The following is a 26,491-nucleotide window of genomic DNA, read 5'->3' on the forward strand; positions in this document are numbered from 1 at the left end:
AGGCTGCAATGGTACGAAACTGCTTTACGGTTCGCCCTAGCCATAAAGGATGGCTCCGTGCACAGTGCTGTCGCCTCGCTCTACACCCACATTGCCAAATGTTATGAAGGGCTGGGCGATCCTGGCCAGGCAAAGAAGTACTATGAACTGGCTGCTACGTTTGCCAACGAACCGGCTGACAATGGCCCCTTTTATCATGGAACGCGAGCCGATTTGAAAATGGGTGATTTGCTGACCGCGGGGCGCCCTTCTAACTACCACCCCGGCGTCATCATGAACCACATTTACTTCACCGCCATGGTTAACGGGGCAGGGTTTGCCGCTGCGTTGGCAAATGGTGATGGACCCGAACGTGTTTACATCGTCGAGCCAACCGGTACATTTGAAAACGACCCGAACGTTACGGATAAAAAATTTCCCGGCAACCCCACGCGTTCCTACCGAACCAGATCGCCCATGAAAGTCGTTGGTGAAGTAACCGAATGGGTGCGGCAAACGCCAGAGGCCATACGGCAATTCCGGGATAAACTGGCCAAAAACAAAGGGGAGATTATTAATTAATCCCTCAGCTTATCTTTTAAAGAGTCGGCCGCAATACTTGTGAACCAACTCGACGATTCATACAAATTTAAATAGCTTACCCGCGGAAGAGGTCAAAGCACCGCTGATAGAACAATGTCTTGCTAATATTGAATGTAAAGTTGTAGATACCCAATTATCCGGAAAATACAACCTATTTGTCGTTGCGGCGGTAAAGGCGTGGACCAACGCTGAAAGAAAAGAACAAAGGATATTTCATCATAAAGGTGACGGAACCTTCAGCGTGGATGGTCGAACAATCGATTTAAAAGCCAGAATGACCAAATGGAAAGAGATAACTAAATAACTAAATTCATCCCTTAAAAAATGAAGTTCATCAGAAACCCGGGCAGATTTTGGTAAATCTTATTTAGGAAAGTTTACTTTTGAAGATCGGCTCAACGAAGCAAATGAATATAAAGCGGCTGCTCATCTTCTTTTTCGCTACACTGATTTATGCGTTGTGTCAAATGCTTTTCAGCATTATCCTGATGAAAGAAGAGCTATGGCATAATTTTCACATCCAGCTGTCCGCTCATTATATCGTCATCCTGGCTATGTGCATCGCAGACTACGGGCTGTTGATGTTTCTGAATAAACATTTGCCCTATTCCAAAAATATATTTTACCGCATTGTGGCAGACATTGTCGGTATAACGGTAATATCCCTGATGTTAATCGGAATTTTTAATTACCTGATCTACGAAGTATTGCTCGTTCCCCAAGCCGGAATGCCTTCTTTCCTCGTCAAATTTGCGTTTGCCATGACCACCAATATTCCTATTCTGTTGGTATTTGAATTGATTCATTATTTCCAGTCCGAGCAAAAAGCCATAGCCGATTCCGAAATCGCAAAACGGAAGGTGTTGTTGTTTCAGCACGAAACACTCAGAGCACAGATAAACCCGCATTTCCTGTTTAATTCGCTGAACGTGTTGTCTTCGTTAATCTACATCAATCCGGACAGCGCCAACAAGTTTACAAAAGCGCTCTCAAAGACCTACCGGTATGTGCTTTCCCTTACCCAGCAGCCGGTCGTGTCGATCGCGGAGGAATTGGATGCGCTGGATGCGTATATTTTTATGATGCGGACCCGGTTTGAAAACGCGTTTACGTTTATGGTGGATAAAGCAGCGGCCTGTGAACAGCATCGGGTTATTCCCCTCACCCTGCAACTGCTCATCGAGAATGCTTTCAAGCACAATAGCGCAACGGAAGAATCAAAGCTGCACATAAAAATTACGATCGACAGTGACTACATAACGGTTGAAAACAACATCCAGCCGTCAACTCCTGCGGATAAAGGCGGCGTCGGACTGAAATACCTGGCCAAGCAGTATAAAATGTATGGTAAAGAAGTCAACGTGGCGCATACCGAACATGTATTTATGGTAAAAATCCCCTATATCCAGTCATGAAGTACCTGATCGTAGAAGACGAGCCGCTTGCTTACGAAGAGCTGAAGCGTATGATGACAAAATTGCGCCCCAATTATGAGTTGGAGAGCCATACCAAGACGGTCGTTGAGACCATCGGGTTTTTGAAAGCAGCTGCCGTTGACCTAATTTTGATGGATATCCGCCTTGCAGACGGCAACTGCTTCGAGGTGTTTAACCACGTGAAAGTGACCACGCCGGTGATCTTTACCACGGCTTACGATGAGCATGCCATCAAAGCGTTCAAACTGAACAGCATCGATTACCTGTTAAAACCGTTCGACGAGCAGGAGTTGGATGCGGCCTTGACCAAATTTGAAACCATCTTTCCTATCCACCCGGATAAGGTCAGTCCCCGGAATGTTGAACAACTCCTGCCGCTCAAAACCAAAAACCGTTTCCTGATAGCCAAGGGGGAAAATTACCATTATATCGAAACCACAGACATTGCCCATTTTTATAGCGAAGACGGAGTGGTCTTCCTCCACACATTCAACGATCGGCGGTACATCATTAATTATACATTAGACCAGTTGGCACAGCAGCTCGATCATCGGCTGTTTTTCCGCGTATCGCGCAACTGCATCGGCCATGTGAAAGCGATAGAAAACGTCGCCAAACACTTCAACAGCAGACTGAAGCTTTCCTTTTCACCGGAATGCCCGCACGAGGTTTTGGTGAGCCGCGTCCGCGTTCCAGACTTCCTGAAATGGATGGACGGGATCGTGGAATAACCCGGTACAGAAAATCCGATTCCCTAAACGCTGCATTTCATTCGGTAAATACTGAAGCCTGTCGTTTATGGCTTTAAGCGTCGCTCCCGTCGCCGTTCCTTTGTGCTGAAATCAAAGCAAGTATTAATCGTGAAATCAATAACATTATCCGTAACCGCATTATGTATGCTGCTGGGTCTGGGGGCAAGGGCACAACAGCTGTCTTTCAAGACGGAGTACATTGGAAATTCTGGGTACTATTACCTGCCTCCCGGTGAAAAGCCGCGGGAAAAAATCGGTGACGCCAAGGGCTCGGCGATGGTTTATCAGGGTGCATTCAGTATGCCCCTGTCGATGAAATTAAATGCAAACAACCGTCCGACCGCCTGGGGCGTCGGGCTTGGTGCCGCGTACGTTTCGTTAAAGAACCAAAATTTCTCGCAGCACATGGTCTCCGAAATCGCGAACCTACAGCTGGGCGTTTACCACTTGCGCCCGTTGAACAATAAGTGGTCGATGCGGGCAAGCGTAGGAGCGGGGATATTTACACCCACGACCGATTTTTCCAGAATCGGCTTTAAAAACGTGCTTGGAAGCGGGGGCGTGGTGTTTATCCGCCACCTGAACCCTAACCTCGATATTGGCGGTGGTGTGGCGATAAACAGTTCCCTCGGGTATCCGATGGTGTTTCCGGCCGTCTACATCAACTGGCGGCATGACGGGAAATTCGACGTAACGATTGAGCTGGTGGAGGGGTTGGATGTGTCGGCAGGCTACGGCTTCAATGACCGCTTCAAACTATCGTATGCCCTTGAAATGAACGGGCAGGTTGCTTTGCTTACCAAGGACGGCAAAGACGTAATCTTCTCGCATCAATACATCGTTACGGGGTTTCGTCCCGAATTAACGCTTGGCAAAACCGGGCTGTCGATAACGGCGATGGCAGGGCTAAACCTGTTCCGCCCGGCAACCTACAGCGACCGAACCTTGAAGGGGGTGTTTGCCGGGGATAATGACTATCATTTTTCGGCCTCCCCCTATGCGTCAGTAGGGTTAAAAATGAAGTTTTAAGATGAACCTGAAGCAAACCTTACGGAACGTTGCCTATTGGGGCGTTTATGGAATTACCTACGTTGTAAGCCTGCTGCCCATCGCATGGCTGTATGCGATGGCTTCTTTTACGTTTTTCTTTGCTTATTACCTCATAGGCTACCGGAAAACAACGGTCATCCAAAATGTGGCGCGTTCGTTTCCGGATAAGCGGTATGGCGAAATCCACGCCATCGTTAAAAAGTTTTACGCGTGCTTTTGCGCCTACTTTGCTGAAATCATAAAAGGCGTCTCTGCGCCGATAGACCTACTGGAGAGGAAAATCATATTCGAGAATTTGGACTTGATCGACCGGTATATCAACTGCGGACGCAATGTGATTGCCTGTCTGGGGCATTGCGGCAATTGGGAGATGCTGAATGTGATGCCCCATAAAATGCGCCACGAGATATATGCCGTTTACAAACCCCTCCGGTCGGCAACGATCAACCGGCTGATGGTGAAGCTCCGGTCCCGTTTCGGCATGAAGTTAATGTCTGGAACTGCCGTGATTCGCCACATGCTGTCGAAAGATGCAGGCCCCGCGGTCTACCTGTTTCTTGCCGACCAATGCCCGCACATTCGAGAGGAGAACTACCGGTTTACGCTATTGAACCAGGAAACCTATGTTTTTTCGGGTATGGAAAAACTGGCCCGCGCAGGTCGGACGGCCGTGATCTACCTACACATCACGCAGCTGTCAAAAGGGAATTACAAAATAGTCTGTGTGCCGCTGTGTGCCAAAGCCGAAGCGATGGGCGACGGCGAAATCACCCAGAAGTACATAGACCTGCTGACGGAAAATATCCGCGAGGAACCATACGGCTGGCTGTGGACGCATAAACGATGGAAAAGATAAATTTATAGCTGTATTACTTCCTTAATTCCCTTGAACCGCGGCAAACATCCCCCTCAGGAACTCCTTCCATCCACGTGTTTAGAAAAAGTCTTCTTGCTCTTATTTCATTTAGCAAAAAAGTACAATGACAAATGGTTTGGGAACTGCCATATTCTGAAGGCTCACCGCTGGGGAAAATCGCTGCTATATTGGCAGCAGTTGTTTTATTCCACAATTCCTGAGACGTCTTTATTTTCTGAATAAAAGCGATATCCTCCTCATAACGCTTCACAATCTGGTCGAATAAACTGTCTAGGGCCAAAGATTCAATCTTTAAGTCATTGCATGGGTATTGACTTACTGAATGGTTTAAAAAATCCGTTTCTTCATTTTTTACCTCCAAGTGTTCCATCGTCTTCGCGTTTGATTTATCGGAAGCAATTGTTATTATACCAATAAAGGATATTAAACATATAAAGAGAAGAAATAAAGAGAAGCTGAAATTCCGTTTTTTCATGAGATTTTTTCTTTATGTAGCTGAAATAGTCGTTGGATGACTTGTTAAAATTGTTTGGGTTTCATTTGCTGGCTTGCCAACGCTGCGGTTTCCTCAATTCGCTTTTCGCGGGTTTCGGGGCGCTTTGCAAGGACGATCCATTGCAATATTGCTTTGCGGGTAGACCTGCTTAGCCCGTTAAAATAGATTTTCGCACCGCGATGGCGCTTGAAGGCGGCGGCTAAATCCTTGGGTACTTTTAATGTTTCCACCTCATCCAGCTGCCACCACGTTCCGTTTTCCTTCGCCTTTTCGATGCATTCAAGACCGGCAGCCGTCATCAATCCTTTTTCAATTAGCCGGTCTACCTTTTCCTTGTTAATTTTCGACCAGGTGCTTGTCGGTTTGCGTTTGCTGAAAAATTGTACGCTACTTTCGTCGTCGCGTTTCCTTTTGATGCTATCGATCCAGCCGAAACATAAAGCTTCGTCCACCGCGTCGCTCCAGGATACGGTGGGCTTACCGGAATCTTTTTTATATTGAATTAGCCAAACACCCCGCTTTTTCGTATGATTTTCGTGCAGCCATTCCCGCCACTCCGCGCTGGAGGCAGCGTACAATGTTTCGTGTTCTTCCAGTGCCATTATTTTTGCGTTTCAACAAAAATAGTGCAGATTACTGACAACCGTGTGTCATGGAAGGAAAAGGTTAAAAATAAAGGCCCAACGAGCCGGAATCTTCCGCACTCGTTGGGCCATGCGTTGGTTGTTTCGTTATTCCGTGATAATCGCCCACCCGTTGGCGACCGCCCGCGGCGCCCCGTCCGAAGTGCGGTTGCGTACTTTGTAGGTCGATTCCGCCGAGTCGTTGACAAGGAACGTGGATGAGCCACCCCCATCAAGGTTGATGGACTCCGTCACGCCCAGGGCATGCATCAATTGCCCCAGATCGGTGAAGCTGATGCCGTAGGAGTAGTCGTATTTGCGACCATCCACTACCATAAAATACACGTGGTTATCGGCGGTATACCCCACCGCGGTGCGCGGTTCGATGGTGTTATCGGTATGAATAACGGGCTCTCCCTCTTTTACCAGCGTTTGGTTGCCACCCAGTGCATGATAGATGTTGGCTTTCTCCCGTTCGTAGTCCGCATCGTTGCCGATCATTAACTCACCTGATTTACTAACACCAAAAAATGTCCAGCCAGCCGGTATAATCGTCCGGATGGGCACGCCCGACTTGTAGACGATACCCCGCGGTTCGCCGGTGGATCCGTTGAAAAAGTCGGCATTGCTTGCGAAAAGCACCCGGCCCTCCGATTCTGCATAGCTGACCATTTCCGGGACGGTCTGCCGTGCATACGCATCCTCGCCGAAAGGTGTAAGCGGGTGCAGCTTAACCGCCGGCTGGTTCATGTCGGCCTCCAGGATGAAAATCCGCAGGCTGTGCCCGTTGACATCCATCAAATGCACATGGGTTTCCGAAACACCGGTCGACAGCTCAATCGTCGTGTCGCGGTAAACGCGGTGGACCAGTCCACTGTTTTCCTGCAAGCGAACGGTCAGTTCGCTGCGCGTATGATCTAAAATTTGTATGGGTTTCTGCTCGGTTTTCTCACATCCGGCAAAGAGGATTGCCGAAAGGGCAGCAATAAGAAACCATTGATTACTTTTTTTCATGTCTAGCACGGTTAATTAAATTAATAGCCATCGTTTTGAGTGAGATTCGAGTTTACTTCACGCTCGTAATCCGGTATGGGGAATAAGGTCCGGTAAGGCTCGATTTCGAGCTCCTCCACCGCCTTGCCCGTCCGCACCAGGTCATACCAGCGGAATCCTTCGGCAAGCAACTCCCGCCGGCGTTCGAGGGCCACCGCCTCTTGGTAGGCCGTCTCGGTAGTGGGATGGATCGCCGGAAGGTTCCGCGCTTCCCGAAGCTGATTCAACCAAGGGAGACCTTCCAGTCCTTTCGCCTCGGCAGCTATTAAATACATTTCCGCCAGGCGGATGACCGGGAAGGGGTCCGTTCCGGTTTGCCCGCTCGGGTATTTATTGATGACATTGAGGGCGCTTACGGTGGCTATGCTGATGTCTCTCCGGTTGTCCCCTTCATCGAACAGCGTCATCACCGCATCGGTCGGCTTGTACACATATGAGCCGCTTACGTCATGCGCATAGGTATAAAAAAGCGTACTGAGGGTAATTGTGGATTCTTCCGTCAGGTTTTTGAAGCTGAAGATCTCTTCCCGGTTCTGCTGGCGGCGGAAGATTTTATCAAATCGGTCCAGCGAAAACGTCGGCAGCGCAATGACCGCCTCGGCCGCCTGTGCGGCCGCTTCCATCTTGTTCTGGCCGATCAGGACACGCGCCAAAAGCGCCTGGGCCGCCTGCCGCGACACGTAGTAATAGTCCCCTTCATAGGTCGGGGCCTTCTCAAGCGCAACGGCGAGGTCGGCTTCGATCTGCTGCCACACGTGGGCGGCGGGATCGCGTGATACCCGTTCGGTGGTGTTTTCCAGGATAAGCGGAACGTCGCCCCAGCGCGTCACCAGATTATAGTAGATATAAGCCCTAAAAAAGTGGGCTACACCTTCCATGCGCTCACGCTTCTCAGACGCTGGTTGATCGGCCATGATGCTCAGTACGTTGTTCACCTGGTACAGCGACTGGTATAAACCACTCCAGTTGTTGTTCACCAGGCCGAAGTCGGTCCGCATGATGTTGCGGATGAACGCCAGTTCGCTGCCGCCGGAAGCCCCGATCAGGTTTCCGCCCACCAGATCGAACATAATGTAGGACTCCCGTCCCTGGTTGTTCTGAACGGCGTTGTACATACCGTGCAGCAAAGCGTCCATATCGCGTTCACTTACGGATTCCGGAGCAACGGATGTATGCGGATAAAAATCCAGGTCCGTGCAGGAAGATAGGAATCCCAACATCAGCACTGCCAAGACGTTGGTTATTGTTATTTTCTTGTACATTGTCTCTTTAGCTTTTTGTTAAAAACCAATATTTACCCCTACGTTGAAGCTCCGCAGTTGCGGCAGAATCAAATTGTCCTGACCGATAAACTGCGGGTCGAAATTGTTGGTCACCTCGGGGTCGTACCCCCGGTAGTTCGTCCACAGGTGGAGGTTATCGCCCTGCAGGTAAACCCGCAGCCGGTTCATGCCCAGTCTCGCAGCCACTTCCGTCGGCAGTGTGTACCCCACATTCAACGAGCGCAGCCGTATATACGATCCATCCTCTAAGAACCGGGAAGAGTTTTGCGTATTCCAGGCGTTTCCATAAATAGCCCGCGGCGTGGTGTTGCTGGTCCCGGGCCCGGTCCACCGTTCATTGGCCACCCGTTGGGTCATGTTCATAAAACCACTTCCTAGCCGGTCGGTATTGGTGCGGTAGCTCGCATAAATTTCGTTGCCATACGAATAGGTGAAGAAGACGGCAACGTCAAAGTTCTTAAAGGAAAAACTGTTGTTCCAGCCGCCGAAGAAATCCGGGTTGGCCGTACCGACAATCTGGCGGTCCGACACGTTGATCGCACCGTTGCCGTCCAAGTCTTCGTAGATGACATCCCCTGCACGTACGCCGTTTTTATAGAGCGATTCGGGGACTTCCTCGTCCGACTGGTAGATGCCCGTTTGCTTATACATATAGAAGCTGCCCACTTCTTGACCCACCTGAAGGGTCATATTGGCCCCAATCAACAGGGCTTCATCGCCGATGAGCGAGGTAAGTCTGTTTTTGATAAAGGAAATGTTAAAATCGGACGACCACTGTACCGGTCCCAACGGCACGTTTGCATTCACCAAGAACTCCCAGCCCTTATTCTCCATCGATCCGATGTTGCTGATGATTGACGTAAAGCCGGACGTCGCCGGCTCGGGCTTGCTGTACAGCAAATTGTCCGTTTTCTTAATGAAATAATCGGCGGTAACGTTCAGCTTGCCGTTCAGGAAACCAAGGTCCAGGCCCGCACCGTACTGCCGTGCCGTTTCCCACGTCAGGTCGCGGTTGCCATTGGTGCTCACGCCGATGCCGCTTTTGTTGTCGTAGTTGAGCCCGCCGCTCATCTGCGCGTGGTACGCATAGCTGCTGATGCCATCCTGGTTTCCCGTTTCGCCGTAGCTCGCGCGGACTTTCGCAGTGGTACCGCTCAGCTGCCAGAACGGCTCATTGGAGATGTTCCAGCCGGCAGAAACCGAAGGGAACGACCCCCACCGGTTGTCAGGATGAAACTTCGACGAGCCGTCGGCCCGCAGCGACAGGCTCAGCAGGTATTTATTGTCCCAGGCTAGGTTCGCGCGTCCGAAGATCGACATCAAGGCGCTTTCCGTAACGGTCGTTCCCGCCCCAAGGATGGAGGCGGCCACCGAGAGCTGCTGAAACGAAGGAGAGGGGAACCCGCTGCCCTCGATGTTAGACGTAGAAAGGTTGATTTTCTGGTACGAGTAGCCCAACAGTCCGTCTACGTTCAGCTTATCAAACGATTTGTTGTAGTTCAGCGTATTTTCCCACAGCACATTCGGCGTAAACCGGCGGTTGTCATACTTCACACCGATGCCCGTACCGTAGGGGTGGTTTTCGGCATAGTAAATATTATCCAGCGTGTAGGTCAGGTCGGTACCCACCATGGTTTTGAACACCAGCCCCTCGGTAATCGTTGCGCGTCCGAAGAACGATCCTAAAAAGCGGTAGTTATCCAGCGAGATATCCTGTTCATTGATAATCTGGAAGGGGTTGTGGTAGATTAGCTCGTCCGTACCTCCGAGGTAATAGTCGCCATTGGGTTTGAACGGACGGTCAAACGGCCGTTGCAGGAGCGAGCGTCCCATCATGGTGGTTCCAAGGTTCGACCCAGGCACGCGCTTGTTGTTTGAATAGCTGTAGGTGGTATTCGCACCGAATTCCAGCCACTTATACAGCTTGTGGGTCAGGTTCAATTTACCCGTGTAGCGGGTAAACTTCTGGTCGATAAACGCACCTTCCTGGCTGAGGTAGTTTCCTGAGAGGTACACGCTCGTCTTATCGGTGCCGCCCGTGAAGGAGAGGGAAACGCTGGTTGTATTTGCCGGACGCGTAATCAGGTCAAACCAGTCCGTTCCCGGCTCGCCGGGGAAGGGATTTTCCCTCTGCTCCATGTAGTTGGACGCCCCCGGGGTGTATCCATACTGCGTGTTGAAATTGTCGATGGCCTCGTTGATCACCGAGAGGTAGAGATCCGGATCGGCCATTTCCATCTTGTCGGTATTCGGCACTACGGACACGCCCGTGAACGCATCGACACCAAATTTCGTCTGGTTGGCCTTACCGGATTTGGTAGTGATCAATATCACCCCATTGGTGGCGCGGCTTCCGTAGATCGCCGACGAGGCAGCATCCTTAAGCACTTCCACCGATTCGATGTCGTTCGGGTTCAGTAAGGCTAGCGGGTTCATGTTTTCACCGAAGTTCAGCAGCGCCGCATTCTGGTTCACCAGCGGAATCCCATCGATGACGTACAGCGGTTCGTTGGTTGCGCTCAGCGAGCCGATTCCGCGGATGGACACCCGGTTGGCCGTACCGGGGCTGCCCGAGCCGCCGCTTACCTGAACGCCCGCCATGCGGCCCTGGATCAGCTGGTCGGGACCTAACACCGGGCGCGCATTTTCTTCGGTGGGCCGGAAGGAAGCCACTGAGGCGGTCAGGTCTTCCTTCTTCTGCCGGCCATAGCCGATAACAACCACCTCTTCCAGGTCCGAAAAATCCATTTTTAGGACAACCTGTAGGTTCGTTTGTCCATCCAATGTTACTTCCTGACGCTGATACCCCACTAGGGTAAAAGCCAGGATGTCGCCGCTCGAAGCATCGATCTGAAAGTTTCCCGCGGCGTTGGTCGTGGCCCCCCGAGAGGTACCTTTCACCATCACCGTTACGCCCTGCAATGGATTTCCGAGGGAGTCGGTAATGCGGCCCGTCACCTGTTCGGGCTGCTGGGCGGTGGCAGGCAGGCTGCGCTTGCTTCCGTCCTGTTTGAAAAGGATGTTCCGCTCGACGATCTTATAGGAGATGGGCAGGCCCTTCAGGCAAGCTTCCAGCACCTCTTCCACCGGTGCGTTTTGTACCGCCAGGCTGATTTTCTTTTCGGTAAAACTCCGGTCGTCGTAGAGGAACACGTAACCCGTTTGCTTGGCTACCTGTTCAAACACATCGGACAACGTCGTGTTCTTCACCTGGAGTGACACCCGCTGCGCATAGGTCGAACCGCTTACCTGGACGAACAACGAGAGCAGTAAACCGACGATCAATTGAAATCTCATAATAAAGCTGAGTTTTGCAAATTTTTGTGGAGGCGACCATTTTGATGATTTGGTCGATGCATGACATGCTAATTTCATTACTTTTGTAATGTTTGGGTTAGTAATTTTTGATTAATACCAGTTACTCGAATCTTCGGCTCAAACGTATACGTCTTCTGACCGGCATCAGAAGGCGTTTTTATTTTGAGACGCTGTGGTTGTGTCTGTTTGTTAGTTCATTATTTCACATTTTGGGTTATACATTATTGGGTTATTTCTTTCGAACGATAATCTGTTTGATGCCCTGCTGGTTCACGATACGGCAATCCAGGTCGTAGAAAGCCAGGATATCCAGCACATTTGAGGCGTTGGTGTTGCGGTATACTTCGCCTGACAATGTTATATTGGGCTTTTCTCCCTCGAAGGTGATGTCTACATCATACCACCGGGAGAGCTCCCGCATGACGGTCGCCACATCCGAATGGTTAAAGTTGAATTTGCCGTTTTTCCAGGCCATAGCCTGCGCTACGTCCACTTTCTTTACTTTCAGTGGGTTGCCTGCTGCGCCCAGCGCCTGTTCGCCTGGTGCCAGCACCACCGGACCTTGGTCCGTTCCGGCGCTCACCTTCACCGCCCCTTCCACCAGCGTAGTCCGTACCATCGGTTCATCGGGGTAGCTGTTCACGTTAAAATGGGTGCCCAATACTTCCACCACCTGTCCGCGCGAGGCCACCCGGAAGGGGCGGGCGGGATCGCGGGCGACCTCAAAATACGCTTCCCCTTCCAGCTGCACCAGTCGTTCCTCCGTCGCACCGCTGATGGCATAGGTAAGTGTCGATGCTGCATTCAGCCATACGTGCGTACCGTCGGGCAGCACCAGGTGATACTGTCCGCCACGCGGCGTCTGCAAGCGGTTAAAAACCGGCGCGTCGCGATCCACTCCGGAAGGTTTCGGCTGGTACACCAATTCACCGTCTGCATGTTTATAGATGGCATGCTTGCCCTCTTGAGCAACGGTGCCGTCGGGCCGTTCGTCCAGTACAATTTCCGTCCCATCGGCCAGTTGCAGGATCGCCCGGTTTCCCCCGGGAGCTAGGTCGTCTGGTAAAGACGTGGCCGCCACCTCGGATTCGGTGCCCGACGGTTCCGATTGGAAAACGTAAACATAAACCCCTATCGCCATCACCGCTGCGACGGCAGCTGCAGCGACGTAGCGATACCACGGAACGAGGCGTTGCACCCGCTTGCGGGGTAACCGCTCCCGAACTTCGGCAAGGTCGTTTTCCATTTGTTCCATGGAAGGCAGCTCCCCCGGTAGATCCAGTTGGCGGTACCACTGTTCCACCTGAAGACGCTCATCAGGTGTGCAGGTACCTGAAAGGTACTTGTGTAAGAGCTGCTCCATCTTCTTGTGTGCATCCATGCGTATTCCGGTTTGCGTGCGGTTAATCCTTCAGGTAAATGATGTTTGCTACCTCGCGCAATCCCTCGTGGTCAAACCGCTTATTATCGGAAGGGTAGTTTACCACGTTGTTTTCAGTCGCGCCTTTCACATAGAGCGTGCTGCTGCCTCCACCGTCCAGATTCATCGCATCTTTCGCCCCCAGCCAACGCAGTACCCAGCCTAACTCATGCAGGTTCATCCCTTCGGCCATTCGGTTCCGGCCGTCTACCACTATCAAGAGCAATTTCTTGTCAGAAGTCACCGCTATGGCGCTCCGTGGATGGCGGTTGGCGTTAAATGCGTTCGCACCCAGCTCCGCCTCGCGCTGCTGATGGATCAGGAGCGGACCGGAAAGGAGCACGTTGGGCGCCTTGTGGTTCTCATAATCGATGGCAGCTGCCGGGTGGATTTCCATCCCCTTACGGCTTATCAGCAGGACAGCGTTTGCCCGGTCCGTTGCTTTTTTTGTGCGGTTAACCACCCTGTTTGCCACTTTGATGTAATCCCATGCGCCGCCATTTTCCATGTCAAAGAATCCCCCGTTTATAGCAACCAGCGCATCGTTTTCCCCTGCAAACTGAGCGGCCGTCTTGAGCTGCACGGAATCAGCGGCCATCAAGATCCGTTTCCGGTGTTTCCGGAGGTCAATTTCTACAAAGTTGATTTCCTGCTGGCTTTCGAAGAGGTTATCAAAATGGCCCTGCTTCCATACGATGCCTTTCTTGATGGGTGTAACCGTCCATTCTTTTTGAACTACCGCAACGGAATCAAGGGATTGACCCCATGCAGCCGTCTGAAAGAAAAGGAACGCGCCCAAAAAGAGGGCCGTTTTGTATAAGTATTTTTCCACGTACGTTTTTGTTTGTCTATTAGCATAGTACCTAAACCGCCCCGCAGGGCGTAAACGAAAGTGAAAAAAATCAGAAAAAAAGGAAATAAGCGAGTGACAGCAGGGTGCCCAGCTTCTGGCGCAGTACTTTCAAGGCGTTGTTTACGTGCTTTTTGACGGTCATTTCCGACAATCCGAGCTCATCTGCAATCTCTTTGTGCGACAGGTACTGCTGGCGGCTCATCCGGAACACTTCTTGCATCTTCGGCGGTAGTTGTACGATTTCCTCTTCGATCAATTGACCAAGCTGGTTCTCCCGGACGCGGTCATCGGCATGCACAGGATCCGGAATGTCTGTTGAAAGCGCCTCGAAATAACCCGTTGTCGCTTTTTTTTGCACGATCAGTTTGATGGCCCGGTATCGAAGGGTTGCATATAAGTATCCACCCAATGAGCTCTCGGGCGATAATGCATGCCGGTTGTGCCAAAGTGCAGAAAACACGTCTTGCAGCAGGTCTTTCACATCATCGCGGTCGGCCACCCTTTTGCAAGCATGGAAATAAAGCCGCGGCGAATAGCGCTCGTAAACTTCCAGATAAGCACCATGATCATCCTCTAAGATGAGTCCTATCAATTCGCTATCACTGCATGACTTGTAAGAGATCGCCGCCATGAACGGGTAAAATTATGCGGAGCAAAACTACCAAATGTCTCCCTACTAACTGTTAGGACAATATTACTAAAAGTTTAATTATATCGGTGAATAATCTCAAATTGAAGATGAGCTTATAACTTTAGCTTATTCGATTAGCATCTCCAAAAAAGGCGGAGATTAGCGGCCGATAGCTATGAGAGTTTGTTGATGACGTATTCAATAAACCAGTTGGGAAGTTGGTTTTGTTCGACTAAGGTGGTTAATTGACTATTTGTTATTTCCGCAATTAATAGCATTGTTTCTCCGGAATTATCAAACAGATAAGCAACACTCTTAGCCTTTTGGCTTTAGCCATAGTTTAGATCCTTTTTTAAGCTTGATGTTGCTTGGTAATCTTTCTATTTTTTTTATTGTTTTTATCGAGCCATCAGAGTTTTTCTCAATCAAGTCCCCTTTTATAATAACCTGAACAGGTAGGTCCAGCGCTTTAGAAATTCTGCCGGCTCGTAACGAAGCCGTTTTTGCTGCTTTGCGCATGGCAAACCTTTCCTTTGATGGCGATCTTTTATTAACGATTTTTCCCATAGCTCTAAATCTAGCTTCCTAGCCAAAGATACAAAAAAACCTTATCTTTTCTCCAGCTCACCGCTCTCAAATTATGTCCGTTTACCCAAATGAAGGGCGATAAGCCCCAGTTTTTAGGTCTTATCGTACCACAAAAGGTAGTGTTGCAATCGGCAACACCAGTGGTTACCAGGCAATGGTCGATACGTTTGCTCATTGTACAACCGCGTAAAAGTGAAGCTACTTAATAACTTGGTTTTCGGCCAGATGAAGGCCAAGTTTGCCTTCCATTTGAATTGCTGAGGATTTCTTGTTAGTTAATGCCGTTGTTTATGCGATATGTTAACACCCGGCGTCCCACTATTTCACCTCCGCCTAAGGTTTACGACTAGCAAATTTAACCGAAGATCGATGGCTCCAGCTCATTGGAGGTGATTCCTGTCTCGACAGGAAAGTGTTTAGGAATTAACTCAAAGAATCTTATTTTTATCGTGGAAACCATTTATAATCATTTGTCTACTTTAGTCCGACGACGTATATGACCCAATCACCCGTAAACCAAGCAGACCATTGGTCGCTCTTTCACCGTATTGCTTTCCGATTTGCTGCTATATTTCTGTCCTTATATATTTTACCATTTCCGTTTGACAAGGTGCCCGGTGTTCATGTCTTGGCACAAGGATATTCGAAAGCCTGGCATGCGATTGCCGTGTGGGTAGGCAACCACGTTTTAAATCTGCCGCAGCCAATCACACACTTTAATGATGGTGGTGACAAAATGTATGATTACGTATTTTTGTTGATTGTCACCGTGCTGGCATTGTTCACTACAGCCGTTTGGAGTTTCTTAGATCGACGTCGGTTGTCCTATCCTGTCGGTTATTATTGGGTACAAGTATGGGTGAGATATTACCTCGGCTCGGTATTCATGTTTTACGGCATGATCAAGGTATTTCATCTGCAGATGCCATCGCCCACATTATTTGAGCTGGTGGAACCTTTTGGAAACAAAACGCCGATGGGACTTGCTTGGTCTTATGTGGGTTTCTCACCGGTATTCAGTGCGTTTGTTGGCATGGCGGAGGTCATTGCCGGTATATTGTTGTTTTTTCGGAGAACAATGACACTTGGTGCACTGATTGGTGGGGTAGTAATGCTTAATGTGGTGGTGATGAATCTTACATTTCACGTACCTGTTAAGCTGTATTCATCCGTTCTATTTTTCATGACCATCTTTTTAGTGCTCCCCGATGTAGAGCGGTTAACACGCATGCTCGTTTTGAATAAGCCGACCGAGGCCATAAAGCGACGGCAATTTTTGAAAACGCGGTGGTTGCGAAACACTGCCATAGTAGTCAAAATACTATTTATTACAACCGTGGTTATTGGAAATGTGGCGGGTTGTTTCCAGCGTACGAAGACCTCCGGCGATGGGCGGGAACGGTCGCCCTTATATGGAATTTACGATGTGACCCAATTCATAGTTAACGGTGATACCCTCGCACCGCTCACAACGGATAGCATTCGTTGGCGCCAGCTCATAACGGATTTTCCGGATCACGTCCATGTTAAACTGATGAACGACTCCATTGCTTATTATCCTGTAGTATGGGACACCTTAGCGCGCTCACTGACAGTCACTGCCTGGCCCTCCACAAAGCAGTCAATTTTGCAGTTTGAAAAGGCATCAGATTTGTTGCGACTACACGGAACTATGGGGCTGGATTCTGTCGAAATTAAGCTTCGGCGGCGCGACTTGGAATCGTTTCCTTTGATAGGCACTCGATTTCGTTGGATACAAGAATACCCATAGGTGATTGCGATACGTAGAAGCATTGGTAGCGTTCGCGATTCAAACCAAGACCTGATGATGGTATGCAAACTAAAAAGCAAAAGACACGCCCTGGGACGCTGTTGTTATGTGTAGCGTGGCGTGTGCTGTTAATGCAAAGGTACCGGTTTAAATTCCGCTTATAAAATCAAAAACAGAATGGATAAATTCCTCGTTCTTTTCATAATACAGTATGTGTCCGCCGTTAATTTTCCGGACATTCCCGTTTATAAAATGAAACAATAAATAATGATTTTCTCCAATGGAATGATCCTTCTCGCCGGTGATTATCAAAACCGGTAACTTAACCTGTTTGGTCATCGGTGTATAATCTTGCCAGTAATCATCTATCGAGAAGACGTGTTTGGAAAAATCATAATCACTGGGATTCTGGCTGTCAATTTCGTCAACCTTGTCAACATTCATTTTACTATCTGAAAGCATTTTATAGCCGAACTCCCTTTGAGCTAGCGCTTTCTTCGCTTTAAGAAATGTTGACATTAATGAAGCGGATGTACTGGCAGGCACAGCAAAGTCCGTTTTTAAAAGACTATTTATATAGTTAATCTGACCTTCTAAAGAATTACGCATGCTGAGCGTTGAATTTGCTAGGATCAACCTCTCAACACAGTCAGGATGACTCAGCGCATAATTTAAAGCTAGAATACCTCCAAACGAATGGGCCATCAAATACACTTTTGCCGCGCCATAGTGCTTGCGAATTAAATCAATATCCTTAACCATTCTTTCCAGGGAATAATCTCCACTTGCAGATTTCTGTGAACGGCCGCACCCTCGTTGATCGTAATATACCATCGACAGATTCGTCTCCAAATTTTCCCCCTTCAACCTTTCAAAAGACTTACTCCAGGCTCCCGGGCCTCCGTGAATAAAAATACAGATTGGCCCGTTGCCGGATTTTTTAACAAATAACTTTGTGCCATCATCGGTCGTCAGGTAATCATTTATTCTTGATTGGCCTTGAGCACCCATTCCAACGCAGATGAGCAATAAAACAATTGAAGACTGTATACGGTTCATAAACGTGTTTCTTAATAATCTAAACTTGGTCTTTCAATCCCTATTCCACAATATGGTTTCAAACACTTTTTTCATTCCGTTGCATTGATCAGCATTGGTGAAGAATACATAACCAAACTGCTTAGTCGGATCGATCATGAAAGACGACGTATATCCCAGGTTGTTCCCCCCGTGCCAGAAATTGGTTGATTGTCCGATTTTAATTTCGGCCAATCCAAGCGTCCAAGCACTAATTCCGAAGAGGCTGCTGAGCGGATCGTCTGCCGGTAGTTGAATGAACGGTTTAAACATCTCGCTGTAGGACTCCTTTTGGTTCATCAAGGCGATCAGAAACTTTGCAAAGTTAGGTGCGTTAGCATACAGACCACCTGCAGGATCAAACATTGATCGATCGCGTGTATCTTCCACCGGTTCACCGTCTTGGTAAGCGACTGCCAGTTTAGCGCCGACTTTTGGGGTAATCACAAAATGGAAATCTTTCAGTTTAAGGGGATGGGCTATTTCCTGTTGAAAGTTTTCATCAAGCCGCCAAAGGGTTGTGTTTTTCAGGTTAGCCACAACTTTTGCCAGGTACATATAAGCTTCTCCCGAATAGGCGAAACCTTGCCCTGGGTCGAAAGCCAACTCCATTTTTGGTGTTTCGCGCCAGTTTGGTAAACCGGTCGTATGGCTCAGCACCATCTCGGCGGTTATCTTCTTATAGCGGTCGTCTACAATATCGGGTTCCAGCAGGTATTTGTAGAGCGGCTTGGTCAAATCAATTTTTCCTTCTTTAGCCAGTGTCAGCACATAGTAGCTGAATACCGGTTTTGATAGGGAAGCGGCTTCAAAAAATGTGGTGGCAGTTACTTTTTTCTCTTTGCTTGTATCCGCAAAACCGAATCCTTTGCAATAAACAACCTTTCCTTTATTGATGATCGCGACGGACATTCCGGGAACACCCAATGAGTCCATCGCATGCGTTATGGTTTGCTCTAATTTTGCCATACTGATTGGCTTGTCGTCATAATTGGAAACCTGACCCAAGGCCTTAATTGTAAATAGCAACATAAACGCCAGTGCTTTTAGCGGTTTATTAACGTGAGCTTTCCAGCGGTTGTGCCTTGCTTTCATTCTTGATTATTTGCATTACTGAGTTTTGAGCGTAACTCATCGGTCAAATAATATCCACCTATTTGAGTTGCTTTCTGACTGAAGAAAATCAATTCCGCGTTTCGTAGTGTGGTGATATACCGTTCTAGGCTTTTCGCATTTATGCCGGTAATTTGTGCATATTCTGGAGTCCGTTTTCCTTCGTTCGCAGCGATAATTGATAACACGGCAGTCAGTTTTTCTTTAACTCGTTTTGTAACTCCCTCAATTGCTCCCTCAATTGCTCCCTCAATTGCTCCCTCAATTGCTCCCTCAACTTTATCGTTTAAAAAGTCAGGATGTATTTTCAGTATTACCTGAAAATAAGACCGGTCTTCATCTGTCTCAAATTTAGCTTCGGGCGATCCATTGTTTATAAGCGCCCTTTTAATAATAGGGATGCCCGTTGCTTTGCCCTCTGTCAAATCCAGTTCTTTCAGAAAGTCGCCAAGCCGCCTGTTGCGGTAACGACGCGAAAAGAGTGGACCAGTCTGCACTTTGTTAGGATCAAAGTTCCGGCTAGGGCCGCCGTAGTTAAGAAATACAATAAAGTTAGGATACACACGGATTTCGACCGGTTCCCTCGTTTGATAATCCCGATGGTACAGGCAATTTGCCACAATCTCTTCCAAAGCTGTGTAAGGATAATTCCATATTCGAACGGCTTCCGGTTGGCCGGGTATTTTCCTGATCTTTTCCTGAAGAACAGCAGTCTTTAAATAAAGCAGTGTTTGGCGGATTATCTGCGGTACCGGTCCAGTAATGGCAGGGGCTTCAGTAAACGTCGGGTCGTCAGCACCATTTGGGAAATGTACCACTTCTACCCGGCTGTACGGAAAATACTTTTCCGGGTTATCGGTAAACATCATCAACGCGACATTTCGGGGGTGTGACCGTTCCGGCGGTCCGGAAAGCAACTCCATCTGTGAAAGGATATCTGTTTTGGAGCGGTCGTCTACCCATTCCAGCAAGCGACTTTTGGTTTGCCGCAAATGTTCTTTGATCAACGTAAACGAGATATCGTCAGCACTGACAGATGTGTTTGGTCGATCATCAAAAGGCACCTTATTGGCTAGCGCTATCAAGTCCTCGCGTTGTTGCTTATTGGCCTTCACGGTGCTGGACATCACGCGAATATAATACTGGTGCCGTTTGTCCTTCGCTTTTATCTCCTCGGGTACTTCATATGGCCGGTTTGTACCACTTAACGCCCAAATTACAACGATTTTTTTGCCATCGACCTCTTCAATTTCAACCTTGGGGAAGTAGACCGGATTGATTAAGTTATTATATCCAACCATTTCCCTTTGGATTCGGTCGATCTGCTCATCGTCTACCCCGATAGGTGGCAATACAGGCTTTCCGTTTTTTTCTTCGACGCCTACAATGATATAGCCACCGCCAATGTCCTCAATGTCATTGGCAAATGCACAAATACTCCGGTAGATGGAGCCAGGATTCCAGCCTTTTTTGTATTCGATCCGATCGCTTTCGACTGTTCTCCCAGCTATAAGGTCTTGTATGTTAATGTGCAAGGGCATGCGCAACTGATTAATTTAAGGTTTTCTCTTAGGTGTTTATTGAATGTCGACGGCCCAAATTTATCAATTTTAATTGAAATGAATACGTAAGTAGTGGACATGAACTATCCCCCGGCTTCACGTGACCGTTATTTTGTCGTAATCAGCCCCTGAAGTTGTCGTTTTCACAACAGCCGCTTTTTTCTCCCCTGCTGTACCTTTGAATCGTAAACAAATTGATAAACATAAAGCGCATTAACCATGACAGAAGAAAAAAGAATCACGGTAGAGGCAACAGCAAATGCTCCCGTCGCAAACGTTTGGAAAGCCTGGAACACACCAAGCGATATTATGCAATGGAATACCCCTGATCCGAGCTGGCATTGCCCGGCCAGTGAGAACGACCTGAGAACAGGCGGTAAATTTAAGAATAGGATGGAAGCCAAGGACGGCAGTTTCGGGTTTGACTTCGAAGGCATTTATGACCACGTGGAATTGCACAAGGAAATTGCCTACACCATGCCCGATGGCCGGAAGGTTTCTACCCTGTTTACGGAGCAGGATGGCAAGACCAACATTCAGACCATTTTCGACCCTGAAACCGAAAACGACCCTGAATTCCAGAAGCAGGGATGGCAAGCTATTCTCGACAACTTTGTGAAATATGTTGAATCAACAAATAATTAATCATTAAATAATTACAGTCATGAAAAAGAACAGAATCATCTTTTGGATCGCAACTATCATCATCCTCCTTTGGGAAGGAGTAATGCCACTCGTTTCGCTGCTGTTTGCTCCAGACCAGGCGACAGTCGGTACAAGGCCGTTAGGTTATCCGGACTACTTCGCCTATGCGCTAATTATATGCAAAGTACTAGGCGCTTTGGCCATTTCGATTCCTAGCGCGCCCGCCAAAGTAAGAGAATGGGCATATGCAGGGCTCACCTTTAATTTAATCTTTGCATTCATCAGTCACGCAGCCGTTGATCAGATTATCGGGTTTATGTTGTTGCCGCTCGTGATACTGGGCATTTTGGCTATTTCGTATGTGTATAGCCGGAAACTTGTACCGAGTGGTAAGACTGACTATCAAACAACTGATCCGTACCAACTGGCCGTTAGTGGGAACCGTTAGCGGGAAACGAAAAACCGGATTCCAGGAGCAGCATAAACGTGAGTGCTATTCTTATCACCTTTGCGGGTGATTGCAAAAAGGCACTCACGTTTTTACTGGAATAAAAAACCTGGATCACTTTTAAATAAATTAATATCCCTGACCAATTGCGCTTTGATCATCAGCACGTTGTCCAGTTGGTTCTTTTCCAAGCCTACCTTTTTGCGTTCCAAAGAAATGACGTATTCCAGTAAATTCATACAGGTCGTGAATTGGCCTGTCTTGATTATATTGGCCAGTTGATCATTGTCCCTGTCTTCTTTATCGAACCATAAGGTGGTACCCATTTTTCTTGCCCGTTCAGCTATCGGCGTAATGTTATCCAGATTCTCACAGAGCAGGGCCTTATCTTCCTCGGTCGCTTTCCAACCCAAGCGCTTGGGATTGTTAAACCGGTTGGAACGGCTCGCAAGATTATAGGCGCTCAATTCATAAATAAAATTTGACACGCGCCGGTCTTCCCAGCGTTCATCGTTATAGAACATTTCATAGATAAGCCGCCTAACCTGCTTCAGGTTCACATCCAGCACCATGCTCATCACGGAAGTAATCCGCGCTTTCAGCATCTGTTCCAATACATTAAGTTTGGTGAGCCTCAAATAATCCATTATTTTGTTGATAATCCGGTCGGAAAATGATTGCACGGGAAGGGCCGTCCGGACGATTTTGAGTGGGTCAAATTTTTCCGGTTGCCGCAGAATCTCCCGCGTAACCCGCCATTTTCGGACCGTCCACATCATCATAAAAACCGCCGTTGCCATTCCACCGAGAACCAAGCTCGGATAGCAGGCGTAAGGGCTCTCAACCGTCGTGGAAACCGCGAAGCAGGCGATCGCGATTGCCAGTGCACTATTCTGAATACGCAGTGGATACCTAACCGCCTTCTGAAACAGGTTAACATAGTAGTCAATGCTTTTTCCCCGCCATCCTTTTTCCCCTTTCTGATCCGGTACTTTGTAATAATCCATAAAGTAGCTGCTAACGTCCGTAACGATCATCAGGTCGAATGGATCGGGTTTCTGTTTCCGCCTCCGTTTTTCATCCGCAAGCATCAGGCTTTTTAGTGCCTGATTGTCGGTAATCCCGCCATCCATCAATCCAAATGAACGGATTTGAAGGGGATGCGCAGCGTCAGACAAATGCATTTCCTTCTCGTTATAAGCACTGTATACTATGGCTTCCCGAAGTTCCTGTGAGGTAAGAACCTTGTTATTACCATCGTTATAGGTAAAGTCTTCCGGAAAGATAATCGGCTCAAGCCCCATTGGAAAGCAGGATGAGGCCGCTAGGACGTCGGCGAGTTTCAGTTTTTGAAAGCAGTCTATCCGTGTATCATCAAATCTCAGGTATTTATTGCCGATTACCTGGTACCAGCTTTTTGTGCCGTCGGTTTTAAACCTAAACGAGAGGCCTCGGTAGAATTCGGTCGCATTGCAACATATCTCAAATTTCTTGACATATTTTTTGGTGGCATACACCTCCATCGTTTCCCCGTGGAAGAATTCATCATCATAGACTTTTGCAAAGGAATTGATCAGATTCCGGCGTTTTTCGTCGCCGGTTTTCCGCCAGTATCTGTCGTCATTCAATACGGAAAGGACATTCTCCAACAAGTCTTCTCCATTTAACTTTGCCTTGGTCTTTTCATAAAACTCATCGAACGAGACACCCTTGTGCATGGCCGAGGTGTAAAGCAGATTAGTAATTGTACCTCCGGAGGCTGAACTTATGTAGCCGATGTGTTTTGTGAGCGGTACGCCTTCCAGTGTTAAATGTTCCAGATAGCTAAGGGCTCCCAAGGAGAAAGCGGCGGCCCTGAAACCACCACCCGAAAATGCGAGTGCAATGCTTTGGAAGGGATTGTGCTGCGGCAGATCGGAGACTGTGTTTTTCTTCGCCATGGGTACAGAAACAAAGGGTCAGCATTGAAATAGCTACGAATACAACAAACTAAAGATAGTTAAATATCTTTATGTCAGCAAGTTTGTGTAGAAAATATACCGGCGATATTTCTATCGCTTACCCGTACGTTTCAATAGGGCGTAGCCACCTCGATAGCCCACCCCGAACGTAGTCCTGGCATGCCAGAAGCAATATTTCATTTGCCAGAACTTGTCTGGTACGGGACGTCGAACCACCTTTTTGTCCGAATACGAGCAACTAGTGTTCGAATACGAACACCTAATCGGATAAAAAATTCACAACATTTTGAATATAAATAGTTTACTTATCTGGCAGTTTTATTGAGAAGATCTGAAAGTAGCATAACGATAGACGACAAGACGAAAGCCATGATAAAGAACTATTTTAAATCCGCATTCAGGAGTTTGATCCGCAACCGGAATTACACACTCATCAACATTGCAGGATTGGCTGTTGGTATCGCCGTTTGTATGATGATCTTTATCGTTATCCAATACCAGACAAGCTTCGAAAATTTTCATGCAAAGAAAGACCGCATCTATCGTGTGTTGACAGCAGCTCACCATGCAGATGCCGGAAATATCACGTACGAGAAAAACGTTCCTTTCCAGATGCCCGAAGGCTTGAAAACGGCATTCCCACAGTTAGAACACGTGGCCCCCGTATACGCAAGCCACAATGATGAGTTACAAGTAATGGACGGAAGCGGGACGCCTATTAAAAATTTCAAAGAGGAAAGCGGCGTATTCTATACATCGCCTTCATTCTTCCGCATTTTTGATTTCCCTTTAATCGCAGGGTCGTATGAATCGTTGAAAGACCCCAATAATGTCTTGCTTACAAAAGAGGTAGCAGAAACCTATTTCGGCGACTGGAAAACAGCGATGGGCAAGAGTCTCAAAATGACGGGATACTATAATATAGGTGCCGGATTGTTCCAGTTTTCGGCAATAACGCTGAAGGTTTCAGGGGTTCTCGCGACCATACCGACGAATACAGACTTCCAGCTGAAACTGGTGGTTGCCTATGGAACAGGTTTTACGGGCGATGCACAACACGGATTTCAACAACCCGGCTGGAATCAGTCCGCACCTGATTTTGGTTGTTATGTAGTGTTGCCACCCAATATTTCCGCCGACGATTTTAATCAGCAATTAAGCACATACGCCCGAAAAGTACAATCGGCCGACAAGCAGGACAACTATGTTATACAGCCCTTACGTGATGTGCATTACGATTCGCAAGCGGGGAACTACAGCAACCAAACAATCAGTCATCAACTTCTGAATGTATTGTGGCTGATTGCAGCCTTCATTCTGCTTATTGCCTGCATAAACTTTATCAACCTATCTACGGCACAAGCCGTTAATCGAGCAAAAGAGGTGGGCGTAAGAAAAGTTCTCGGGAGCAACAAATTTCAATTGCAAATCCAATTCATCGGCGAGACATTTTTGATCGTTACCATTTCCGTATTATTTGCCGCAGCTGTTACCGTTCTCAGCGTGCCTTACATCAATCAACTTTTAGAACTTTCGCTTTCATTCAAATGGTACAGTCCGGCAATCATCGTATTTCTTTTAACGGTTATCGTGATCGTAACTGCACTTGCAGGATTTTATCCTTCCATTGTTTTGTCGCGTTTCAATCCTGTTAAAGCGTTAAAAAGTAAGCTCGCGGTCAATACAGCAAAGGGAATTTCATTACGGAGGGGGTTGATCGTGTTCCAATTCGTCATCGCTCAGACACTCATCATTGGAACACTCATTATTTTACAGCAGATGAATTATTTCATGAATCGACCCTTAGGCTTCGATAAAGATGCGATCGTAAATGTGCCTTTTCGTCCGGATAGTACCGGCGGTAAGCTGACGGATTATTTAAGACAGCAGTTGTTGTCAGACGGTGTGCAGGCAGTGAGTTTCAACTCCAACACCCCGGTCGAAGATGAAAATAACAGGTTTACCAATTTCAGATTTGATCGCGCATTACAAGATGAAGATTTCCAGGCGATCGTCAAATTCGCCGACCAAGACTATGTGCCCACTTATCAATTACAATTGGTAGCCGGGAGAAATTTGAAACCTTCGGGTCCGACAATCGAATTCCTGGTGAATGAATCGCTCGTGAAAAGTTTGGGTCTTAAAAAGCCGGAAGATATCCTGAACAAAGAAATAAGCATCATGGGTGGTGTCATCAAATGTCCGGTGGTTGGCGTGTTGAAAGATTTTAATGACAGGCCGTTGCATGAGAGCTTAGCCCCCTTGCTTATTGCTACGAATGCGACCATGTACCGCCAGGCTTCCATCAAACTTTCAACCGCGAACATGGCTTCCACCTTGCAATCCATTGAAAAAATATGGGAGCAAACGTTTCCCGATTATGTTTATGAATACCGGTTTTTGGATGAGAAAATTGAGAGTTTCTACAAACAGGAAAATCAGCTTGCGCAATTGTATATAATTTTTGCAGCAATCGCCATTTTCCTCAGCTGTCTTGGGTTGTATGGATTCGCTTCATTCATGGCCGTGCAGCGGATCAAAGAAGTTAGTATCCGTAAAGTATTGGGTGCCAATGTCGGCAATATCATCTATCTGTTTACCAAAGAATTTGTGGTACTCATCGCAATTGCCCTGGCAATTGCTACACCCATTGTCTGGTATTACATGCACCAGTGGCTACAAGGTTACAGTTACCGCATCAACATCAGCTGGTGGTTATTCGCCGCTGGCGGATTCGCAGCAACTATCATTGCCCTGGCAACGATCAGCTTCCATGCGATTAAAGCCGCGGTAACCAAACCGGTAAAGAGTTTACGGGCCGAATAACGTTTACCAGATATTAAATATATACAACCCCTTTTTTTAGGGTGTCGTAATATTGATCGTCACTGTTCCTAGGATTATCTGCCATTACAGACCTAATTTTGGAACAACGGTCTTCTCTCTTCTAAT

Annotated in this window: 23 protein-coding genes; 10 read left to right on the top strand and 13 right to left on the bottom strand. The window is 47.8% G+C overall.

The features are described 5' to 3' along the window. Positions 1-147 precede the first annotated feature (147 nt). From arr to ACFQRK_RS11925, 6 genes are all read left to right on the top strand, one after another. Positions 148-561 (top strand): NAD(+)--rifampin ADP-ribosyltransferase, encoded by a 414-nt coding sequence (gene arr / locus ACFQRK_RS11900; RefSeq protein WP_379006987.1) that lies wholly within the window; start codon positions 148-150, stop codon positions 559-561. A 55-nt stretch (positions 562-616) separates the two neighbouring features. Next, positions 617-886 (top strand): flavin reductase, encoded by a 270-nt coding sequence (locus tag ACFQRK_RS11905; RefSeq protein ID WP_379006990.1) that lies wholly within the window; start codon positions 617-619, stop codon positions 884-886. Positions 887-989: 103 nt separating this feature from the next. Continuing rightward, on the top strand, positions 990-1,997 hold the full coding sequence (locus tag ACFQRK_RS11910; RefSeq protein WP_379006865.1) for a sensor histidine kinase: 1,008 nt from the start codon (positions 990-992) through the stop codon (positions 1,995-1,997). Further along, positions 1,994-2,749, top strand: coding sequence for a LytR/AlgR family response regulator transcription factor (locus ACFQRK_RS11915; protein WP_379006867.1), 756 nt, complete (start codon positions 1,994-1,996; stop codon positions 2,747-2,749). Before ACFQRK_RS11910 ends, ACFQRK_RS11915 begins: the two co-directional genes overlap by 4 nt. A gap of 129 nt (positions 2,750-2,878) precedes the next feature. Beyond that, positions 2,879-3,799: a DUF6268 family outer membrane beta-barrel protein gene (locus ACFQRK_RS11920; protein ID WP_379006868.1), complete on the top strand. Its 921-nt coding sequence runs from the start codon at positions 2,879-2,881 to the stop codon at positions 3,797-3,799. 1 nt (position 3,800) lies between these two features. Continuing rightward, positions 3,801-4,676: a lysophospholipid acyltransferase family protein gene (locus ACFQRK_RS11925; protein WP_379006870.1), complete on the top strand. Its 876-nt coding sequence runs from the start codon at positions 3,801-3,803 to the stop codon at positions 4,674-4,676. A 13-nt stretch (positions 4,677-4,689) separates the two neighbouring features. Here the strand turns inward: ACFQRK_RS11925 and ACFQRK_RS11930 are convergent, their stop codons facing one another. The 9 genes from ACFQRK_RS11930 to ACFQRK_RS11970 all read right to left on the bottom strand — a co-directional run bounded on the left by ACFQRK_RS11930 (position 4,690) and on the right by ACFQRK_RS11970 (position 14,941). After that, entirely contained in the window at positions 4,690-5,172 is a 483-nt protein-coding gene (locus ACFQRK_RS11930; RefSeq protein WP_379006873.1) for a hypothetical protein, read from the bottom strand. 44 nt (positions 5,173-5,216) lie between these two features. Continuing rightward, a complete protein-coding gene (locus ACFQRK_RS11935; protein WP_379006874.1) occupies positions 5,217-5,795 on the bottom strand; it encodes a YdeI family protein in 579 nt (192 codons plus the stop codon). A gap of 129 nt (positions 5,796-5,924) precedes the next feature. Further along, the gene (locus ACFQRK_RS11940) at positions 5,925-6,830 is read right to left on the bottom strand and encodes a phosphodiester glycosidase family protein (protein WP_379006876.1); all 906 of its coding nucleotides are present in this window, start codon (positions 6,828-6,830) and stop codon (positions 5,925-5,927) included. A gap of 20 nt (positions 6,831-6,850) precedes the next feature. Next, on the bottom strand, positions 6,851-8,131 hold the full coding sequence (locus tag ACFQRK_RS11945) for a RagB/SusD family nutrient uptake outer membrane protein (protein WP_379006879.1): 1,281 nt from the start codon (positions 8,129-8,131) through the stop codon (positions 6,851-6,853). Between the two features lie 18 nt (positions 8,132-8,149). After that, positions 8,150-11,449: a SusC/RagA family TonB-linked outer membrane protein gene (locus tag ACFQRK_RS11950; protein ID WP_379006882.1), complete on the bottom strand. Its 3,300-nt coding sequence runs from the start codon at positions 11,447-11,449 to the stop codon at positions 8,150-8,152. Positions 11,450-11,699: 250 nt separating this feature from the next. Further along, positions 11,700-12,851: a FecR family protein gene (locus tag ACFQRK_RS11955; protein ID WP_379006884.1), complete on the bottom strand. Its 1,152-nt coding sequence runs from the start codon at positions 12,849-12,851 to the stop codon at positions 11,700-11,702. Between the two features lie 22 nt (positions 12,852-12,873). After that, complete coding sequence (locus ACFQRK_RS11960; RefSeq protein WP_379006886.1) at positions 12,874-13,722, bottom strand: phosphodiester glycosidase family protein; 849 nt, start codon at positions 13,720-13,722, stop codon at positions 12,874-12,876. A 70-nt stretch (positions 13,723-13,792) separates the two neighbouring features. Next, positions 13,793-14,374 carry an RNA polymerase sigma factor gene (locus tag ACFQRK_RS11965; RefSeq protein WP_379006887.1) on the bottom strand — a complete coding sequence of 194 codons (582 nt, stop codon included), beginning with the start codon at positions 14,372-14,374 and terminating at the stop codon, positions 13,793-13,795. Between the two features lie 315 nt (positions 14,375-14,689). Next, positions 14,690-14,941, bottom strand: coding sequence for a hypothetical protein (locus tag ACFQRK_RS11970; RefSeq protein ID WP_379006889.1), 252 nt, complete (start codon positions 14,939-14,941; stop codon positions 14,690-14,692). A gap of 517 nt (positions 14,942-15,458) precedes the next feature. On the opposite strand from ACFQRK_RS11970, the gene ACFQRK_RS11975 reads away from it, so the two are divergent. Then, on the top strand, positions 15,459-16,733 hold the full coding sequence (locus tag ACFQRK_RS11975) for a hypothetical protein (protein ID WP_379006892.1): 1,275 nt from the start codon (positions 15,459-15,461) through the stop codon (positions 16,731-16,733). 147 nt (positions 16,734-16,880) lie between these two features. On the opposite strand, the gene ACFQRK_RS11980 is transcribed toward ACFQRK_RS11975, so the two are convergent. From ACFQRK_RS11980 to ACFQRK_RS11990, 3 genes are read right to left on the bottom strand one after another with little or no spacing between them, the layout of a single operon-like run. Further along, entirely contained in the window at positions 16,881-17,792 is a 912-nt protein-coding gene (locus ACFQRK_RS11980) for an alpha/beta fold hydrolase (protein ID WP_379006894.1), read from the bottom strand. A 33-nt stretch (positions 17,793-17,825) separates the two neighbouring features. Beyond that, complete coding sequence (locus ACFQRK_RS11985) at positions 17,826-18,905, bottom strand: serine hydrolase domain-containing protein (protein ID WP_379006896.1); 1,080 nt, start codon at positions 18,903-18,905, stop codon at positions 17,826-17,828. Continuing rightward, complete coding sequence (locus ACFQRK_RS11990; RefSeq protein ID WP_379006898.1) at positions 18,902-20,464, bottom strand: RNA-binding domain-containing protein; 1,563 nt, start codon at positions 20,462-20,464, stop codon at positions 18,902-18,904. The genes ACFQRK_RS11985 and ACFQRK_RS11990 overlap by 4 nt, the downstream gene beginning before the upstream one ends. 240 nt (positions 20,465-20,704) lie before the next feature. Between ACFQRK_RS11990 and ACFQRK_RS11995 the strand changes: the two genes are divergently transcribed. Both ACFQRK_RS11995 and ACFQRK_RS12000 read left to right on the top strand, forming a co-directional pair. After that, positions 20,705-21,130, top strand: a complete 426-nt coding sequence (locus ACFQRK_RS11995) for an SRPBCC family protein (protein ID WP_379006900.1) — start codon at positions 20,705-20,707, stop codon at positions 21,128-21,130. A 19-nt stretch (positions 21,131-21,149) separates the two neighbouring features. Continuing rightward, positions 21,150-21,578: a DoxX family protein gene (locus tag ACFQRK_RS12000; RefSeq protein WP_379006902.1), complete on the top strand. Its 429-nt coding sequence runs from the start codon at positions 21,150-21,152 to the stop codon at positions 21,576-21,578. 92 nt (positions 21,579-21,670) lie between these two features. On the opposite strand, the gene ACFQRK_RS12005 is transcribed toward ACFQRK_RS12000, so the two are convergent. After that, positions 21,671-23,518, bottom strand: coding sequence for a patatin-like phospholipase family protein (locus ACFQRK_RS12005; RefSeq protein ID WP_379006904.1), 1,848 nt, complete (start codon positions 23,516-23,518; stop codon positions 21,671-21,673). Positions 23,519-23,908: 390 nt separating this feature from the next. Between ACFQRK_RS12005 and ACFQRK_RS12010 the strand changes: the two genes are divergently transcribed. Then, positions 23,909-26,365, top strand: a complete 2,457-nt coding sequence (locus ACFQRK_RS12010) for an ABC transporter permease (protein WP_379006906.1) — start codon at positions 23,909-23,911, stop codon at positions 26,363-26,365. The last annotated feature ends 126 nt before the right edge of the window (positions 26,366-26,491 follow it).

The sequence above is a fragment of the Parapedobacter sp. GCM10030251 genome (assembly GCF_042666505.1).
Taxonomy (GTDB): Bacteria; Bacteroidota; Bacteroidia; order Sphingobacteriales; family Sphingobacteriaceae; genus Parapedobacter.